Raw genomic sequence first — 16,709 nt, forward strand, 5'->3', positions numbered from 1 at the left:
CCGCGCGGACCCGCTCGCACGACACCCCCTGGGGGCGTCCCTCTCCGCAGGGGCGCCCCCAGTGGCGTACCCGGAGGCTCCGCACGGCGGTGTTCCGGCGGTACGAGCGCGGGTGCCGCCGTTCGTCTTGTGTCGTAACGTCCGGATATGAGCAACCCCGTTCCGCCGCGCAAGGCACCTGAGAAGCCGTGGCGTACCGAGGGCACGCCGCCCGAGCCGACACCGCCGCCCTCCGGCAGGCGGAAGATGCCCGGCGGCTGGTGGAGCCTGATCCTGGCCGCTCTCGTCGTGTTCCTGATCGCCAACCTGGTCCTGTCGTTCTTCAACGAGGGCGACGAGCCGACGATCTCGTACACCGAGTTCAGCAAGCAGGTGAGCGACGGCAACGTCACCAAGATCTACTCCAAGGGCGACGCGATCCAGGGGCAGCTCAAGAAGTCCCGGGACAAGCCCGACGGCGACGGGAAGTACACCAAGTTCAAGACCCAGCGCCCGGTCTTCGCGGACGACAAGCTGTGGGAGAACCTGGAGCAGCACGACGTCACGGTGACCGCCTCGCCCGTGGTCCAGCAGCGCAGCCTGCTGTCCAACGTGCTGCTCTCGCTGGCCCCGATGCTGCTGCTCGTCGTCCTGTGGATCTTCATCGCCCGGCGGCTCAGCTCCGGCATGGGCGGCGCGGGTGGCATGCTCGGCCGCAAGGCACCCCCGAAGCCCGTCGAACTGGTACCCGGCGGCAAGCGCACGACGTTCGCCGACGTGGCCGGGATCGACGAGGTCGCGGGTGAACTCAACGACGTCGTGGACTTCCTCAAGAACCCCGACGCCTACCGACGCATGGGCGCCAAGATGCCGCGCGGTGTGCTCCTCGCGGGTCCGCCCGGCACGGGAAAGACCCTGCTCGCGCGGGCCGTCGCGGGGGAGGCGGGCGTCCCGTTCTTCTCGGCGTCCGCCTCCGAGTTCATCGAGATGATCGTCGGCGTCGGCGCCTCGCGCGTCCGGGAACTGTTCGCCGAGGCCCGCAAGGTGGCCCCGTCCATCATCTTCATCGACGAGATCGACACCATCGGACGGGCCCGCGCGGGCGGCTCCGGGATGGGCGGCCACGACGAGCGCGAGCAGACCCTCAACCAGATCCTCACCGAGATGGACGGCTTCTCCGGCTCGGAGGGCGTCATCGTCATCGCCGCCACCAACCGCGCGGACATCCTGGACCCCGCCCTCACCCGACCCGGCCGCTTCGACCGGGTCGTCAGCGTCTCGCCGCCCGACCGCGACGGCAGGGCGGCGATCCTGGAGATCCACACCCGTCAGATCCCGCTGGCCCCCGACGTGGACCTGGAGCAGGTCGCCCGGACGACCCCGGGCATGACCGGCGCCGATCTCGCCAACCTCGCCAACGAGGCCGCCCTCCTCGCCGTCAAGCGCCAGCAGGACCAGGTGACCCGGAGCGACCTCTCCGAAGCGCTCGAAAAGGTCCAGCTCGGTGCCGAACGCCCGCTCGTCATGCCCTACGACGAACGCCGCCGCACCGCGTACCACGAGAGCGGCCACGCCCTGCTCGGGATGCTGCACCCGGGCGCCGACCCGGTCCGCAAGATCACCATCGTCCCGCGCGGCCGCGCCCTCGGCGTCACCCTCTCGACTCCGGACGCGGACCGGTACTCGTACACCGAGGAGTATCTGCGCGGCCGGATCATCGGCGCCCTCGGCGGCATGGCCGCCGAGCACGTCGTGTACGACGTCATCACCACCGGCTCGGAGAACGACCTCGAACAGGTGACCAGACTCGCCCGCGGCATGGTCGCCCGCTGGGGCATGAGCGAGCGCGTCGGCCGGATGTCCGCGCTGCCCGACGACGCCCAGCAGGCCTACGGCCTGGCGGCCGCCCCGAGCACCCTCGACTCCATCGACCACGAGATGCGCCGCATCGTCGACGAGTGCTACGAGGAGGCCTGCGGCAAGCTCCGCGAACACCGCGGACAGCTGGACGCCCTGGCCGAGGCGCTCCTCGCGAACGAGACGCTGGACGAGGCGGAGGCCTACCGGATCGCCGGCGTACCCCGCATGGCGAAGGACGCCTGACGGGGGCCGGGACCGGCACGCGGCCGCTCAGACCGTCCGGGCGATGAGATACCGGAAGACGTTCGGCATCCAGACCGTCCCGTCCCTGCGCAGATACGGATGCAGGGCCTCCGCGACCTCCTTGTCGACCTGGGCCTGGTCGGTCGCCTCGACCGCCGCGTCGAACAGTCCCGTGGAGAGCAGTCCCCGCACGGCACTGTCGGCGTCCGCGTACCCGAACGGGCAGGCCACCCGGCCCGAGCCGTCCGGCCGTAACCCGGCCCGCTGGGCGACGTCCTCCAGGTCGTCCCGCCGCGCCGTACGCCAGCCAGGAGCGGTGCGCAGCGGGTCGGCGAGCTTGCGGGCCACCCTCAGTACGGCCGAGGTGCTGCACCGTTCGGGGGGTCCCCAGCCGACGAGCACCACGGGAGTCCCGCGCGCGGTCAGCGGCGCCGCCGCGGCGAGCAGCGAGGCGAGCCCCTCGGAGTCGCCGGCCACGCAGCCGATCGGCTCGAAGGAGGTCACCACGCTGTACGGAGGATCTCCCTCGGCGGCCGCCTCCCCGGGAGGCCCGGCCACCAGCCGGGTCCCGGCGTGCGCTCGCGTGGTCCGCTCCCCGGGCAGCAGACGCTCCCGCGCCAGGGCCAGCCGTTCGGGTGACGCGGAGTCGATCCCCGTGACCGCGGCGCCGCGGGAGCGTGCCATCAGCAGGGCCAGTCCCGCCCCGCAGCCGAGCCCGAGCAGCCGTGTCCTGCCGCTCACTTCGAGTCGTTCGTGGACGGCCTCGTAGAGCGGCACCAGCATCCGCTCCTGGATCTCGGCCCAGTCACGCGCGCGTGCAGCACGGTCCGTGCGGGGCGGTGGGCCCGCGTGAGGAAGGTGCTGCCGCACGAGTGTCGGTGTCATCGAAAGTGCCCCAATCAGCCGAGAGTTGCCGCCGGGCCCCGATTCCTTCGCCCCCGCGCAGTAGGCCCGCACTCCCCCCGTATGTCAGGTAACTCCGCCCTCGTCGTGTCGTCCAGGGGTTGCGGGGGCCCGTTTGCCCCCCGGCCGTGAACGTCGCGAGAATTCACATCCCGGCAACGTGGGCCCGTACCATCGCCGCATGGCAAAGGCACCCGTTCTCACGCCCCAGGCGGACGACTTCCCGCGCTGGTACCAGGACCTGATCAACAAAGCCGAACTGGCCGACAACGGGCCGGTGCGCGGCACCATGGTCATCAGGCCGTACGGGTACGGGCTCTGGGAGCGGATGCAGCAGGAGCTGGACGCCCGCATCAAGGAGGCGGGTGCCCAGAACGCGTACTTCCCGCTGTTCATCCCGCAGTCGTACCTGACCCGGGAGGCGGAGCACGTCGAGGGGTTCGCGCCCGAGCTGGCGGTCGTCACGCACGGCGGTGGCAAGGAGCTGGAGGAGCCGGTCGTCGTCCGCCCCACCTCCGAGACGATCATCAACGCCTCCTTCTCCAAGTGGGTGCAGAGCTACCGCGACCTGCCGCTGCTGATCAACCAATGGGCGAACGTGGTCCGTTGGGAGATGCGCCCGCGGGTGTTCCTCCGGACGACCGAGTTCCTCTGGCAGGAGGGCCACACCGCCCACGCCACCCATGAGGACGCCCGGGACTACGCCGCGTACATCCACAAGGAGGTGTACGCCGACTTCATGGTCAACGTCCTCGGCATCGACGTCGTGCTCGGCCGCAAGACGGCGAGCGAACGGTTCGCGGGCGCGATCAACACCCTCACGCTCGAAGGCATGATGGGCGACGGCAAGGCCCTCCAGATGGGCACCAGCCACGAGTTGGGGCAGAACTTCGCGAAGGCCTTCGACACCCGGTACCTGTCCAAGGAGGGCAAGCAGGAACTCGTCTGGCAGACCTCCTGGGGGTCCTCGACCCGCATGGTCGGTGGCCTGATCATGTCGCACGGTGATGACAGCGGGTTGCGGGTGCCGCCGCGCCTCGCCCCCGTCCAGGTCGTCGTCCTCGCGATCAAGGGGGACGAGGCGGTTCTGGCCAAGGTCCGCGAGATCGGCGACCGGCTCAAGGCCGCGGGTGTACGGGTCCACGTCGACGACCGCACGGACACCCCCTTCGGACGCCGCGCCGTCGACTGGGAGCTCAAGGGCGTCCCGGTACGCGTCGAGGTCGGTCCCCGTGACCTGGAGAGCGGCACCGCGATGCTGGCCCGCCGCATCCCCGGAGGCAAGGAACCCGTCGCCGTCGACGCGCTCGCCGCCCTGCTCCCCGGCGTCCTCGAGGAGGACCAGGCGCTGCTGCTGAAGCAGTCGCGCGAGCGCCGCGAGTCCCGGACGTCCGACGTGTGGACGGTCGAGGAGGCCGTCGAGGCCGCCGTCGCGGGCGGCTGGGCGCGCATCCCGTGGGCGGACCTCGGCGAAGAGGGCGAGGCCAGGCTCGCCGAGCACGCCGTGACCGTACGGTGTCTGGTCGCCGAGGACGGGTCGGTGCCCGACACCGACGACGCACCCGGTAACGTCGCCGTCGTCGCCCGCGCCTACTGAGCCGGCCGCGAGCGCGACCGAAACACCTCTTGCGCATCTGCCGACCACAGGTACCCCGGTACGCGGACACCGTCTACGTGCCGGGGCGTACGTGACCCTACGTACCGCCTTGATATGAGCTGTGATGCTTCTCCGCAGATCAGCGCACCCGCCCTCGTCAGGACGCATCAGCGGCAACTGACGGGTACGTGCAAATTATTTGGGATGCCCCGGAATAGGAACACAGAGGCACCCACGCTCGTTGTCATTACGTGAGCACGACACCACCTGTTCTCGCCGCAGAGCTGGCAGGGGCGTGGGCCGACATTCAGCGGCACCACACCGAGCTGCCCGATCTTGCCGCGCCAGAGTCCCTGATCGGGGAGTCGTCGTCCGCCTGCGGACACGAACTCTCCTTCGAGCGACTGCTTCACGAAGCAGTCCACGGCATCGCCGCCGCGCGCGGAGTCCGCGACACCTCGCGCGCCGGCCGCTATCACAACCGCAGATTCCTCGCGATCGCCGAGGAGTTGGGCCTCGACCACCCCGAGGAGCCGCATCCCAGCAGCGGCTTCTCGCTGGTCACGCTCAACCCCGAGGCCAAGCGCCGTTACCGTCCGACGATCGAGCGGCTCCAGCGCGCGTTGAAGGCCCACACGGCCGCCACCGCCGCCGACACCGCCCGCTCGTTCCGCGGCCCGGCCGCCCGTCACGGTTCCTCCGGGGGAGGCGTCCGCGTCAAGGCCGTCTGCGACTGTGGGCGCAACGTCCGCGTCGTCCCGTCGGTCCTCGCGCAGGCGCCCATCGTGTGCGGGGGGTGCGGCAAGCCCTTCCGGATTCCGGAGGTGGTCGGCGCGGCAGCCGGCTGATCCGGGTGCGACACCGGCATCTCGTGGGTGCCGGCCCAGCACACGCGGCCCGCGGCAGTCGTGCCTCCCTCACCGTCCCAGGGCGGTGGGGGACTTCAGGAGGCACACGTGCGCGCGGGCCGGACCCATCCCGACAGCAGCCGACGACCGCCGCAGACCGGCGACAACCGCCCCGGACCGACCCGGGCCGGCGTCACCTGACGGGCACCCGGGACCGCCGGGTGCCCGTCAGGTGTGGGCCGGCTCACCCTCGGTCGGGGGGATCCGCGGGATGTGGCAGAATGGTCAGCTGTACTCGACAGCCGCACAGGACCCCTCTCTCCTCCGGCTGACGCGTCCATCGGACACTCGGGTACCGCAACCCCACGCGGCCATCTCGTCGTGTCCAACCCCGTCAAGACCAGGAGACACCACTTCCGTGGCAGTCAAGATCAAGCTGAAGCGTCTGGGCAAGATCCGTTCGCCTCACTACCGCATCGTCGTCGCCGACTCCCGTACCCGCCGTGATGGCCGGGCCATCGAGGAGATCGGCCTGTACCACCCGGTCCAGAACCCCTCGCGCATCGAGGTCGACACGGACCGTGCGCAGTACTGGCTGAGTGTCGGCGCGCAGCCGACCGAGCCCGTGCTCGCCATCCTGAAGCTGACCGGCGACTGGCAGAAGTTCAAGGGCCTGCCGGCCCCGGCTCCGCTGCTCGTGGCCGAGCCGAAGGCCGCGCGCCCGCTGTTCGACGCCCTCGGTGGCGACGACACGAGCAAGGGTGAGGCCATCACCCAGAAGAAGAAGACTGAGAAGAAGGACGAGGCTCCGGCCGAGTCCGAGTCGACCGAGGCCTGAGCATGCTCGAGGAGGCTCTCGAGCACCTCGTGAAGGGCATCGTCGACAACCCCGACGACGTGCAGGTCGCCTCGCGCAACCTGCGTCGCGGGCGCGTTCTCGAGGTTCGGGTGCACCCCGACGACCTCGGCAAGGTGATCGGCCGCAACGGCCGCACCGCACGCGCTCTGCGGACCGTCGTGGGTGCCATCGGCGGCCGCGGTGTCCGTGTCGACCTCGTCGACGTGGACCACGTCCGCTGACGTAGCACGCAGCACCGGCTCGGGCCGGGGAGGGCTTACGAGCCGTCCCCGGCCCGCAGTCGTCTGCGCACCCGAATCCGAAGCATTGCCGTCGGTACACGACAGGAGATCAAGCACAGTGCAGCTGGTAGTCGCTCGCGTCGGCCGTGCCCACGGCATCAAGGGCGAGGTCACCGTGGAGGTTCGCACCGACGAGCCGGAGCTCCGGCTCGGACCCGGTGCCGTCCTGTTCACCGATCCGGCCTCCGCCGGACCGCTGACCATCGAGACGGGCCGCGTCCACAGCGGCCGTCTCCTGCTGCGCTTCGCCGGCGTACGCGACCGGAACGGCGCCGAGGCGCTGCGGAACATCCTGCTGATCGCCGAGGTCGACCCGGACGTGACTCCGGAGGACCCGGAGGAGTACTACGACCACCAGCTGATGGACCTGGACGTGTTCACCACGGACGGTGCCGCGGTCGGCCGGATCACCGAGATCTCGCACCTGCCGTCGCAGGACCTGTTCGTGGTCGAGCGGGAGGACGGCACCGAGGTGCTGATCCCGTTCGTCGAGGAGATCGTCGTCGAGATCGACCTGGAGGAGCAGCGGGCCGTCATCGACCCGCCGCCCGGCCTGATCGACGACGGCGCGGAGGTCGTCTCCTCCCGCGACGCCGAGGAGGAGGCCACCGGCGACGAGGACTCCGCGGGGGCGGACGCCTGATGCGGCTCGACGTCGTCACGATCTTCCCCGAGTATCTGGAGCCCTTGAACGTCTCGCTCGTCGGCAAGGCACGCGCGCGCGGCCAGCTGAACGTGCACGTGCACGACCTCCGTGACTGGACGTACGACCGTCACAACACGGTCGACGACACCCCCTACGGCGGCGGTCCCGGCATGGTCATGAAGACCGAGCCGTGGGGCGACGCCCTGGACTCCGCCCTCGCGGACGGCTACGAGACCGGCTGCCACGGGCCCGTCCTCGTCGTCCCGACGCCCAGCGGACGCCCGTTCACCCAGGAACTCGCCGTCGAACTCTCCGAGCGCCCCTGGCTGGTCTTCACGCCCGCGCGCTACGAGGGCATCGACCGCCGTGTCATCGACGAGTACGCGACCCGGATGCCCGTCTACGAGGTTTCCATCGGCGACTACGTGCTCGCCGGCGGGGAGGCGGCCGTGCTCGTCGTCACCGAGGCCGTGGCCCGGCTGCTGCCGGGTGTGCTCGGCAACGCCGAGTCGCACCGGGACGACTCCTTCGCCCCCGGCGCCATGGCCAACCTCCTGGAGGGGCCGGTGTACACCAAGCCCCCTCAGTGGCGCGGCCGCGAGATCCCGGAGGTCCTGGTCAGCGGCCACCACGGGAAGATCGCCCGCTGGCGCCGCGACGAGGCCCTGCGCCGCACGACGGCGAACCGGCCCGACCTCATCGGGCGCTGCGACCCCTCGGCGTTCGACAAGAAGGACCGCGAGATGCTCTCGATCCTTGGCTGGCAGCCGGGTCCCGACGGCCGATTTGGGCGCAGCCCGCAGACCGTGGAAGAATAGGCCGCTGCTCTTTGTCGTCGGCGCGCGTCCCTGCCACAGGGGGACACGACGCCCGTCCCGACGAGGCAGCACCATCTCGGAACCCCTCTCCCGTCGATGACCTGTGGCATTGACGAAGAAAGCAGACACACATGACTCACCTGCTCGACACCGTCGACAGCGCGTCGCTGCGCACCGACATCCCGGCCTTCCGCCCGGGTGACACCGTCAACGTCCACGTCCGCGTCATCGAGGGCAACCGCTCGCGTGTGCAGCAGTTCAAGGGCGTAGTCATCCGTCGCCAGGGTGCCGGCGTTCGCGAGACCTTCTCGGTCCGCAAGGTCTCGTTCTCCGTCGGCGTGGAGCGCACCTTCCCGGTGCACACCCCGATCGTCGAGAAGATCGAGCTCGTGAGCCGCGGTGACGTCCGTCGCGCCAAGCTGTACTACCTCCGTGAGCTGCGCGGCAAGGCCGCGAAGATCAAGGAGAAGCGCGACAACTGATCTCGCACGGCCACGGTTCGCCGTGGCCGGCCGAGCCGGTAAGAAGGCGTCTCATGGAGGCCGGATAACATCTGGCCCCGATGGACACCGAAGCACAGCACGTGGAGCGCGACCGCTCCTCCCGCCCTTCCGCTTCCGAGGAGATCTCGGACACGGAGCGGCCGGAGGGCCGGTCGCGCTTCGCGTTGGCCGGCCGGGCCGCCGACTGGCTCCCGGGCGGGTGGATCACCCTGACCGTGCTGGTCTGCCTGGTCTTCCTGCTCCTGGTCAGCCGCTTCGTGATGCAGCCGTTCCAGATTCCCAGCGGCTCGATGGAGTCCGGATTGAGGATCGGGGACCGCGTTCTCGTAAATAAGTTGGCGTACCGTTTCGGTTCCGAACCACGGCGGGGCGACGTCGTCGTGTTCGACGGCACCGGTTATTTCGGAAGCGCAGACTACGTCAAGCGCGTTGTGGGGGTAGGGGGAGACCACGTGGTCTGCTGCGACAGGGAGGGGAGACTCGAGGTGAACGACCGGTCGGTCGACGAGTCCGCGTTCCTCCACCGGGGCGACAGCCCCTCGGACGTGCCCTTCGACGTCCTCGTGCCCGACGGATCGCTCTTCGTCCTCGGTGACCACCGCAGCCGCTCCAGCGACTCCCGCGACCATCTGGGCTCGCCCGGAGGCGGCATGGTCCCCGTAGGTGAGGTGATCGGCCGCGCCGACTGGATCGCCTGGCCCGCGGGCCACTGGACCCGGCTGGTCCGTCCCGACGCCTACGCGCGCGTGCCCGCCGCCGGCGGTGCCCATGGGTAACCGCGGACGACCGCGCGGAGCCCCCGCGAGTGCCGCGGAGAACCTGCTGCCCACCGGGACCCGGCGCGCCTCCGGAGGGGCCGCCCGTCCCAGCCGGGTGGAGCGGCGCAAGCTCGCGCGCAAGATCAAGCGACGCAGACGGCGTTCCTCGGTCAAGGAGATACCGCTCCTCGTCGGCGTCGCCGTGCTGATAGCCCTGGTCCTCAAGACCTTCCTCGTCCAGGCCTTCGTGATCCCGTCGGGTTCCATGGAGAACACGATCCAGATCGGCGACCGTGTCCTGGTCGACAAGTTCACCCCGTGGTTCGGCTCCGAGCCCTCGCGCGGTGATGTCGTCGTCTTCAAGGACCCCGGTGGGTGGCTGACCGCCGAGGAGACCAAGAAGAAGGACGACCCCGTGGTCGTCAAGCAGTTCAAGCAGGGGCTGACCTTCATCGGTCTGCTGCCGTCGGACAACGAGAAGGACCTCATCAAGCGGGTCGTCGGCGTCGGCGGCGACACGGTCAAGTGCTGCGACGCACAGGGCCGGGTGACGGTGAACGGCACCCCGCTGACCGAGCCGTACATCTTCGCGGGTGACAAACCGTCCGACTTCGCCTTCGAGGTCAAGGTGCCCGAGGGGCGCCTGTTCGTGCTCGGCGACCACAGAGGCAACTCCGCTGACTCCCGTTACCACCGGACCGACAAGTTCAGCGGTACCGTCTCCGAGAAGTCGATCGTGGGCCGGGCCATGATCATCGGATGGCCCATCGGTCACTGGACCCGGCTGCGCGAGCCGGGCACGTTTTCGACCGTGGCCGACGCGCCTGGAGCGTCGACCGCCGCCTCGGCGCTGTCGCATAGGGTGGCCCCTGCGGATCCAGACGGATTGATCCCGCTCCCGAGCCCTGCGGAACTCCCGCTCGTTATGGGAGTGGTGGGCCTGCGCCGAATACGGCGCGGGCAGCGGCACGGAGTGAGGAGTGGATGTGGGGGATGTGGCGGTCGGCGCACGGTCCGGACACGATGGTCCCGAAGGGCAGCCGGAGCGGCCCGACGATGCGGCTGCCCCCGGCGTAGAGGACGGGTCGGGTTCCGGCGGTGGCTCCGAAGGCGGTGACGCCTCGACCGGGCGTTCCGAGCAGGACCCGCAGTCCAGGAAGCAGCGCTCCTTCTGGAAGGAGCTGCCGATCCTGATCGGCATCGCCCTGGTGCTCGCGCTGCTCATCAAGACGTTCCTGGTGCAGGCGTTCTCGATCCCTTCGGACTCGATGCAGAACACCCTCCAGCAGGGTGACCGCGTCCTGGTCGACAAGCTGACCCCGTGGTTCGGGTCGGAGCCGGAGCGCGGCGAGGTCGTCGTCTTCCACGACCCCGACAACTGGCTGGCGGGCGAGCCGACGGCCAACCCGAACGCCTTGCAGACCTTCCTCAGCTGGATCGGCCTGATGCCGTCCGCGGAGGAGAAGGACCTGATCAAGCGCGTCATCGGCGTGGGTGGCGACACGATCGAGTGCAACGGGACCGGCCCGCTCACGGTCAACGGCAAGGCTTTGAACGAGACGTCGTACGTGTACGCCGGGAACACTCCGTGCAGCCAGGACGACGAGGGCGGCCAGTTCAAGGTCAAGGTCCCCAAGGGCATGATCTGGGTGATGGGCGACCACCGTCAGAACTCGCGGGACTCCCGTTACAACCAGGCCGACAAGCACCACGGCATGGTCCCCGTCGACGACGTCGTCGGCCGTGCCATCGTCAAGGCCTGGCCGATCAACCGCTGGGGCACCCTTCCCGTTCCGGACACCTTCGACCAGTCCGGCCTGAACGCCAAGGCGGCCGCCGCCGTCACGGCGCCCGGTGCCGTCGCGCTCGTCGGCGTGGTGCCGCTCGCGCTGGTGCGCCGCAAGCGCAAGGCGTCCAGGGACGACTGACGACCGAGTCGTCTCCGGCCTTAGGGGCCGGCCGCACCGGATCTCTCCGGAGCGGCCGGCCCCTGCTCGTTCCGCCGGGGGACCGGTGACCGGCAGGCGTCCTCCGAAGCACACGGCGTACCGGCGATCCGCACAGGTCTTCCACATCGGTGCCCGGGGCCGTGATCGTTGTCCGAACCATGGGCTGACCGCGGACCGTACCCCCGGGTAGGGTGCGGACCCATGGGTGGCGAGAGCGCAATACGTACGGCCCCGCGCAGCGGTGGCGCGGCCAGGGAGCACGCGGGCAGCAAGGTCGGACAGCGGTTGTCCGGGCTGGCTGTCGCACTGGGCCTGGTGCTGTTCCTCGGAGGGTTCGCCTGGGGAGCGGTGGTGTACCTGCCGTACACCGTGCCCACCAGCTCGATGGCTCCGACGATCAACGTGGGCGACAGGGTCCTCGCGCAGCGCGTCGACGGAAGCGATGTCCGCCGCGGTGACGTCGTCGTCTTCAAGGACAAGGCGTGGGTCACCAACGCGTCGGTGGTCAAGCGTGTGGTCGCCGTCGGCGGTGACACGGTCTCCTGCTGCACCGAGGGCAAGCTGACCGTCAACGGCAAGCAGATAGACGAGCCGTACCTGCCCGAGGGCAGCCTCGCCGAGATCACCAACTTCCCCACCGTGAAGGTCCCCAAGGGCCGTCTCTTCCTGCTCGGCGACGAGCGACAGGGCTCCCTGGACTCCACCGCGCACCTGTCGGACGCCGCCGGTGGCACCGTGGCGCGCAGCGCCGTGTCGGCCAGGGTGGACGCCATCGCCTGGCCCATGGACGGCATGCTCGAACGCCCCAGCGGTTTCGAGCCCCTCGGGGCCCTGTCCCAGCCGGGCCCGCTCCGTACGATCGTCGCCGCGGTGATCGCCGGTGCCGTGCTCGTGCTGGCCGGTGCCGCCTACGGGCCCATCGCCAAGCGGACGGGCCGCTCCCGTGGGAAGACGGAGCCCGCCGGTGTCCGCTGAGCCGACGGACAGCGGCGAGGAGACGCACGAGGGCGGTCTGCGCAAGGTCGCCCGGGTCGTCCTGCTCGACCCGCAGGACCGGATCCTCCTCCTGCACGGGCACGAGCCGGACGATCCCGCGGACGACTGGTGGTTCACCCCCGGCGGCGGTCTGGAGGGGGACGAGACCCGGGAGCAGGCCGCGCTGCGGGAACTCCTGGAGGAGACCGGCATCACAGAGGTCGAGCTGGGGCCGGTGCTGTGGCGGCGGATCTGCTCGTTCTCGTTCGCCGGTCGGCGCTGGCACCAGGACGAGTGGTACCTCCTGGCCCGTACGACCCAGACGGCCACGGCCGCCACGGCACTGACCGACCTGGAACGGCGCAGCGTCGCCGGAGCGCGCTGGTGGACGTGCCAGGAACTGACCGAGGCACATGAGACGGTGTATCCGACCAAGCTCGCCGGGCTGCTCCGCAGGGTGCTCGACGAGGGTCCCCCGGCCACGCCCGAGATCCTCGACACGGAAATCGTCTAGGGGCTCCCGGGGCTGGCGCACAATGGGGGGACGCACGGCTGAAGGGGAACATGCCATGAGCGCCGAGGACCTCGAGAAGTACGAGACCGAGATGGAGCTGAAGCTCTATCGGGAGTATCGCGACGTCGTCGGTCTGTTCAAATATGTGATCGAGACCGAACGGCGCTTTTACCTCACCAACGACTACGAGATGCAGGTGCACTCGGTCCAGGGCGAGGTGTTTTTCGAGGTGTCCATGGCGGACGCCTGGGTGTGGGACATGTACCGGCCCGCTCGCTTCGTGAAGCAGGTACGCGTCCTGACATTCAAGGACGTGAACATCGAAGAGCTGAACAAGAGCGATCTGGAGCTTCCGGGCGGCTGACTCGGAGGCGGCCGGGCGACTGGGTGACAGACCGGCCGGACAGCGGGCCGGTGGGGCCGGGAACCGACGGGTTCCCGGCCTTCGTGTCTCCCTGCCGCCGTGTCCCCCGGGGACTGCCGGCACCTCACCGCGGCCCTTCCTGGCCGACCGGGTAGGCGGGAGCACGACCGTCACGCCTGTGGGTGACGGCCTTTTCCACAGTCGCGCGTCTGTCCACCAAGATCCACAAGCGTCGCGGTGCGGCCTCAGTGTGGGTGCCGGAGGTGGTGCCGACATGAAGACGACCGAGGCACGAAGCGGCGCACGGAACGCACTGGGCAGGTACGGCGAGGATCTGGCCGCGCGACGGCTGACCGAGACCGGCCTGACGGTCCTGGCACGCAACTGGCGGTGCGGCAGGACAGGCGAGATCGACATCGTGGCGCGCGACGGCGACGCGCTCGTCCTCTGCGAGGTCAAGACCCGCAGGGCCGGCACGTTCCAGCACCCGATGGCGGCCGTGACACCGGCCAAGGCCCGGCGGCTGAGGGGCCTCGCCGAGCGATGGCTCCAGGAACACGGCGGAGCCCCACCGGGCGGTGTCCGCATCGACCTGATCGGCATCGTCCTCCCCGACCGGGGCGCACCCGTGGTCGAGCACGCGCGGGGGGTGGCCTGAGATGGGCTTCGCGCGTACGTGTTCGGTGGCCCTGGTGGGTGTGGAGGGCGTCGTCGTCGAGGTCCAGGCGGACCTGGAGCCGGGTGTCGCGGCGTTCACCCTGGTGGGGCTCCCCGACAAGAGCCTGACGGAGAGCCGGGACCGGGTCAGGGCCGCGCTCGTGAACTCCGGCGCCGCCTGGCCGCAGAAGAAGCTGACGGTGGGGCTCAGCCCGGCCTCCGTGCCGAAAGGCGGTTCGGGGTTCGACCTCGCCGTCGCCTGCGCGGTGCTGGGTGCCTCCGAGCGGATCGATCCCCGGGTGCTCGCCGACATCGTGATGATCGGAGAGCTCGGCCTCGACGGCCGGGTGCGGCCGGTCCGGGGGATCCTCCCGGCGGTGCTGGCGGCGGCGGACGCGGGATACGAGCAGGTGGTCGTCCCCGAGTGCGCCGCGGCCGAGGCGTCACTGGTGCCCGGGGTCTCGGTGCTGGGCGTCCGCAGCCTGCGCCAGCTCATCGCGGTGCTCGCCGACGAGCCGGTGCCCGAGGAGGACCCCGACGAGCAGGGGCGCCCCGACCCGCTGCTCGCTGGCCTGCGCGTCCCGGGGACGGGGGAGGCCACCGGCCTGTGCGGCATCGCCGTCCCGGAACACGATCCGGGGCACGATCTCGCCGATGTGGTGGGCCAGTTGTCGGCCCGCACCGCGATGGAGGTCGCGGCGGCCGGAGGGCACCACGTCTTCCTGCAGGGTCCACCAGGGGCGGGCAAGACGATGCTCGCCGAGCGGATGCCGTCCCTCATGCCGCGGCTGTCCCGGCAGGAATCCCTGGAGGTGACCGCGATCCACTCCGTGGCCGGCCTGCTCCCACCCGGCAAACCGATGGTCGACATCGCCCCGTACTGCGCACCCCACCACTCCGCGACGATGCAGTCCCTCGTCGGCGGAGGCAAGGGCCTCGCGCGGCCCGGAGCGGTGTCCCTGGCACATCGCGGGATCCTCTTCCTCGACGAGGCGCCGGAGTTCAGCGGCTTCGTGCTCGACGCCCTGCGCCAGCCGCTGGAGGCGGGCCACGTGGTGATCGCGCGGAGCGCCGGTGTCGTGCGGTTCCCCGCGAAGTTCCTGATGGTGCTGGCCGCCAACCCCTGTCCCTGCGGCCGCTTCAGCGTGACGAACGACTACTGCGAATGCCCGCCCTCCGCCATCCGCCGCTACCAGGCACGGCTGTCCGGACCGCTGCTCGACCGGGTCGACCTGCGCGTCGAGGTGGAGCCCGTCACCCGGTCCGAGCTCACCGCGCGAGGTGCTCGGGGCGAATCCACGAAGACGGTGGCCGAGCGGGTGCGCACCGCCCGCGAGCGGGCCACCGCCCGCTTCACGGGGACGCCCTGGCACACCAACAGTGAGGTCCCGGGACGGGAGCTGCGCAGCCGGTGGCAGGCGGTGCCGGGGGCGATGGACGACGCCGAGCGGAGCCTGGAGCGCGGACTGCTCACGGCCCGGGGTCTCGACCGGGTGCTCCGCGTCGCGTGGACGGTCGCGGACCTGTCGGGACACGACCGCCCCGACGCCGGTGACGTGGCGCTCGCCCTTCAGCTGCGCACCGGGGTTCCGCGCGGGGTACCGATGGCGATCGGCTCACCGGTATGACGGACGACGAGCGCAGGGCCCGCGTCACGCTCTCCCGGGCCGTCGAACCCGGCGACGAGGTCTGCGGCCGCTGGATCCGGGAGATCGGGGCCCCGGAAGCCCTGCGGTGGCTGTCCGGCGGTGATCGACAGCCGCGCGGGATGACGGACACCCGGTGGGCGGGCCTGCGGGCCAGGGCCGAGCGGGCCGACCCGGAGGGCGATCTCGTCCGGGCGCGGGAGGCAGGGGTGCGGTTCGTCTGCCCCGGCGACTCCGAATGGCCGGCGCAACTGGACGACCTCGGGGACGGACGGCCCCTCGGACTGTGGGTCCGGGGGCTGTCCAGCCTGCGGATATGGGCGCTGCGGTCGGTCGCCGTCGTCGGCGCCCGGGCCTGCACCGAGTACGGCGCGCACATGGCGGCGACCCTCGGCGCCGGGCTCGCGGAGAGGGGCTGGGTCGTGGTGTCCGGCGGTGCCTACGGGGTGGACGGTGCCGCGCACCGAGGCGCCCTCGGCGCGGGCGGCGCCACCGTCGCCGTGCTCGCCTGCGGGGTCGACCGGCCCTACCCCCGCGGCCATACCCAGTTGATCACCAGGATCGCGGAACAGGGCCTAGTGATCGGGGAGTTGCCGCCCGGTGAGCATCCCACGCCGAGCAGGTTCATCCTCCGGAACCGGGTCATCGCGGCACTCACCCGGGGCACCGTGGTCGTCGAGGCGGCCTATCGCAGTGGGGCGCTCGTCACTGCCCGTGCGGCACAGCGGCTGGGGCGGTTCACCATGGGAGTGCCGGGCCCGGCCACCAGCTCACTCTCCGCGGGGGTGCACGAACTGCTTCGAGGAGAAGCGGTTCTGGTCACCGACGCCGCGGAAGTCGCCGAACTGGTCGGTGACATGGGAGAGCTGGCCCCCGACCGGCGCGGACCCGTGGTGCCGCGCGACCTCCTGGCCCCGGGCGCCCAGCGTGTCCTGGCCGCCCTGCCGGCACGGCGCCCTGCGGCCGTCGACGAGATCGCCCGCGGGGCTGCCACCACCACGGACGACGCGGTCGGGAGACTGTACGAACTCCGAGCACTTGGATTCGTCGAACGACACGGCGACGGCTGGAAGTTGACACGCCAGGCGTCGACCTCCGTCCGCGACGATCGGGAGGACCGCTGACCGAGCGTGTTCGGCCGTCCGGGGGAACGCCGACGCCCTTGCGGATTCCCGCAGTTGGCGGATCCTGGCGGTCACGCAGGGCGACAGCCGGAATGCCGGGAGCCGCCTCGCGGAACCCCTCCGCGTCCGGGTGACAGCCCCCTCTTCGCGCACTGCGACTGTCCAGTCACGCTACGCTCACGAGG

Annotated in this window: 17 protein-coding genes and 1 pseudogene; 17 read left to right on the forward strand and 1 reads right to left on the reverse strand. The window is 70.7% G+C overall.

Features of this window, described 5'->3' with window-relative positions:
* The first annotated feature begins 147 nt into the window (after positions 1-147).
* The gene (gene ftsH, locus ACIRQH_RS31380; protein ID WP_358816256.1) at positions 148-2,082 is read left to right on the forward strand and encodes an ATP-dependent zinc metalloprotease FtsH; all 1,935 of its coding nucleotides are present in this window, start codon (positions 148-150) and stop codon (positions 2,080-2,082) included.
* A gap of 27 nt (positions 2,083-2,109) precedes the next feature.
* On the opposite strand, the gene ACIRQH_RS31385 is transcribed toward ftsH, so the two are convergent.
* Positions 2,110-2,967 carry an SAM-dependent methyltransferase gene (locus ACIRQH_RS31385; protein ID WP_358816257.1) on the reverse strand — a complete coding sequence of 286 codons (858 nt, stop codon included), beginning with the start codon at positions 2,965-2,967 and terminating at the stop codon, positions 2,110-2,112.
* Positions 2,968-3,166: 199 nt separating this feature from the next.
* Between ACIRQH_RS31385 and proS the strand changes: the two genes are divergently transcribed.
* The 16 genes and pseudogenes from proS (at position 3,167) to dprA (ending at position 16,524) form a co-directional block, all read left to right on the forward strand.
* On the forward strand, positions 3,167-4,582 hold the full coding sequence (gene proS / locus ACIRQH_RS31390; protein WP_388869835.1) for a proline--tRNA ligase: 1,416 nt from the start codon (positions 3,167-3,169) through the stop codon (positions 4,580-4,582).
* 251 nt (positions 4,583-4,833) lie between these two features.
* On the forward strand, positions 4,834-5,430 hold the full coding sequence (locus ACIRQH_RS31395) for a hypothetical protein (protein ID WP_358816259.1): 597 nt from the start codon (positions 4,834-4,836) through the stop codon (positions 5,428-5,430).
* A gap of 418 nt (positions 5,431-5,848) precedes the next feature.
* Positions 5,849-6,268 carry a 30S ribosomal protein S16 gene (gene rpsP, locus ACIRQH_RS31400; RefSeq protein WP_358816260.1) on the forward strand — a complete coding sequence of 140 codons (420 nt, stop codon included), beginning with the start codon at positions 5,849-5,851 and terminating at the stop codon, positions 6,266-6,268.
* 2 nt (positions 6,269-6,270) lie between these two features.
* Positions 6,271-6,510, forward strand: coding sequence for an RNA-binding protein (locus ACIRQH_RS31405; RefSeq protein WP_003973401.1), 240 nt, complete (start codon positions 6,271-6,273; stop codon positions 6,508-6,510).
* A gap of 118 nt (positions 6,511-6,628) precedes the next feature.
* Complete coding sequence (gene rimM / locus ACIRQH_RS31410) at positions 6,629-7,213, forward strand: ribosome maturation factor RimM (RefSeq protein WP_404228040.1); 585 nt, start codon at positions 6,629-6,631, stop codon at positions 7,211-7,213.
* Positions 7,213-8,034 (forward strand): tRNA (guanosine(37)-N1)-methyltransferase TrmD, encoded by an 822-nt coding sequence (gene trmD / locus ACIRQH_RS31415; protein ID WP_404228043.1) that lies wholly within the window; start codon positions 7,213-7,215, stop codon positions 8,032-8,034. Before rimM ends, trmD begins: the two co-directional genes overlap by 1 nt.
* 131 nt (positions 8,035-8,165) lie before the next feature.
* Positions 8,166-8,516, forward strand: coding sequence for a 50S ribosomal protein L19 (gene rplS, locus ACIRQH_RS31420; protein WP_358816263.1), 351 nt, complete (start codon positions 8,166-8,168; stop codon positions 8,514-8,516).
* Positions 8,517-8,596: 80 nt separating this feature from the next.
* On the forward strand, positions 8,597-9,313 hold the full coding sequence (gene lepB, locus ACIRQH_RS31425; RefSeq protein ID WP_358816264.1) for a signal peptidase I: 717 nt from the start codon (positions 8,597-8,599) through the stop codon (positions 9,311-9,313).
* Positions 9,306-10,397, forward strand: a pseudogene (gene lepB, locus ACIRQH_RS31430) (signal peptidase I); the annotation flags it as partial. The gene lepB (ACIRQH_RS31425) and the pseudogene lepB (ACIRQH_RS31430), both read left to right, overlap by 8 nt.
* Complete coding sequence (lepB, locus tag ACIRQH_RS31435; protein WP_388869828.1) at positions 10,282-11,223, forward strand: signal peptidase I; 942 nt, start codon at positions 10,282-10,284, stop codon at positions 11,221-11,223. The pseudogene lepB (ACIRQH_RS31430) and the gene lepB (ACIRQH_RS31435), both read left to right, overlap by 116 nt.
* A gap of 222 nt (positions 11,224-11,445) precedes the next feature.
* Positions 11,446-12,219 (forward strand): signal peptidase I, encoded by a 774-nt coding sequence (gene lepB / locus ACIRQH_RS31440; protein WP_404228047.1) that lies wholly within the window; start codon positions 11,446-11,448, stop codon positions 12,217-12,219.
* On the forward strand, positions 12,209-12,733 hold the full coding sequence (locus tag ACIRQH_RS31445) for an NUDIX hydrolase (RefSeq protein WP_404228049.1): 525 nt from the start codon (positions 12,209-12,211) through the stop codon (positions 12,731-12,733). The genes lepB (ACIRQH_RS31440) and ACIRQH_RS31445 overlap by 11 nt, the downstream gene beginning before the upstream one ends.
* Positions 12,734-12,788: 55 nt before the next feature.
* Positions 12,789-13,097, forward strand: coding sequence for a DUF2469 domain-containing protein (locus ACIRQH_RS31450; RefSeq protein ID WP_003965949.1), 309 nt, complete (start codon positions 12,789-12,791; stop codon positions 13,095-13,097).
* 274 nt (positions 13,098-13,371) lie between these two features.
* Entirely contained in the window at positions 13,372-13,755 is a 384-nt protein-coding gene (locus tag ACIRQH_RS31455) for a YraN family protein (protein WP_388869822.1), read from the forward strand.
* Position 13,756: 1 nt separating this feature from the next.
* Entirely contained in the window at positions 13,757-15,382 is a 1,626-nt protein-coding gene (locus tag ACIRQH_RS31460; protein WP_358816269.1) for a YifB family Mg chelatase-like AAA ATPase, read from the forward strand.
* Entirely contained in the window at positions 15,379-16,524 is a 1,146-nt protein-coding gene (gene dprA / locus ACIRQH_RS31465) for a DNA-processing protein DprA (protein ID WP_388869819.1), read from the forward strand. Before ACIRQH_RS31460 ends, dprA begins: the two co-directional genes overlap by 4 nt.
* Positions 16,525-16,709 lie beyond the last annotated feature (185 nt).

Source organism: Streptomyces sp. NPDC102279, from assembly GCF_044766365.1.
GTDB lineage: Bacteria > Actinomycetota > Actinomycetes > Streptomycetales > Streptomycetaceae > Streptomyces.

Coding starts and splice junctions, on each gene's coding strand:
- lepB (WP_404228047.1), top strand. CDS start 11,446: ATGGGTGGCGAGAGCGCAATACGTACGGCCCCGCGCAGCGGTGGCGCG.
- ACIRQH_RS31460 (WP_358816269.1), top strand. CDS start 13,757: ATGGGCTTCGCGCGTACGTGTTCGGTGGCCCTGGTGGGTGTGGAGGGC.
- ACIRQH_RS31405 (WP_003973401.1), top strand. CDS start 6,271: ATGCTCGAGGAGGCTCTCGAGCACCTCGTGAAGGGCATCGTCGACAAC.
- ACIRQH_RS31385 (WP_358816257.1), bottom strand. CDS start 2,967: ATGACACCGACACTCGTGCGGCAGCACCTTCCTCACGCGGGCCCACCG.
- ftsH (WP_358816256.1), top strand. CDS start 148: ATGAGCAACCCCGTTCCGCCGCGCAAGGCACCTGAGAAGCCGTGGCGT.
- ACIRQH_RS31455 (WP_388869822.1), top strand. CDS start 13,372: ATGAAGACGACCGAGGCACGAAGCGGCGCACGGAACGCACTGGGCAGG.
- lepB (WP_358816264.1), top strand. CDS start 8,597: ATGGACACCGAAGCACAGCACGTGGAGCGCGACCGCTCCTCCCGCCCT.
- proS (WP_388869835.1), top strand. CDS start 3,167: ATGGCAAAGGCACCCGTTCTCACGCCCCAGGCGGACGACTTCCCGCGC.
- trmD (WP_404228043.1), top strand. CDS start 7,213: ATGCGGCTCGACGTCGTCACGATCTTCCCCGAGTATCTGGAGCCCTTG.
- dprA (WP_388869819.1), top strand. CDS start 15,379: ATGACGGACGACGAGCGCAGGGCCCGCGTCACGCTCTCCCGGGCCGTC.
- rplS (WP_358816263.1), top strand. CDS start 8,166: ATGACTCACCTGCTCGACACCGTCGACAGCGCGTCGCTGCGCACCGAC.
- ACIRQH_RS31450 (WP_003965949.1), top strand. CDS start 12,789: ATGAGCGCCGAGGACCTCGAGAAGTACGAGACCGAGATGGAGCTGAAG.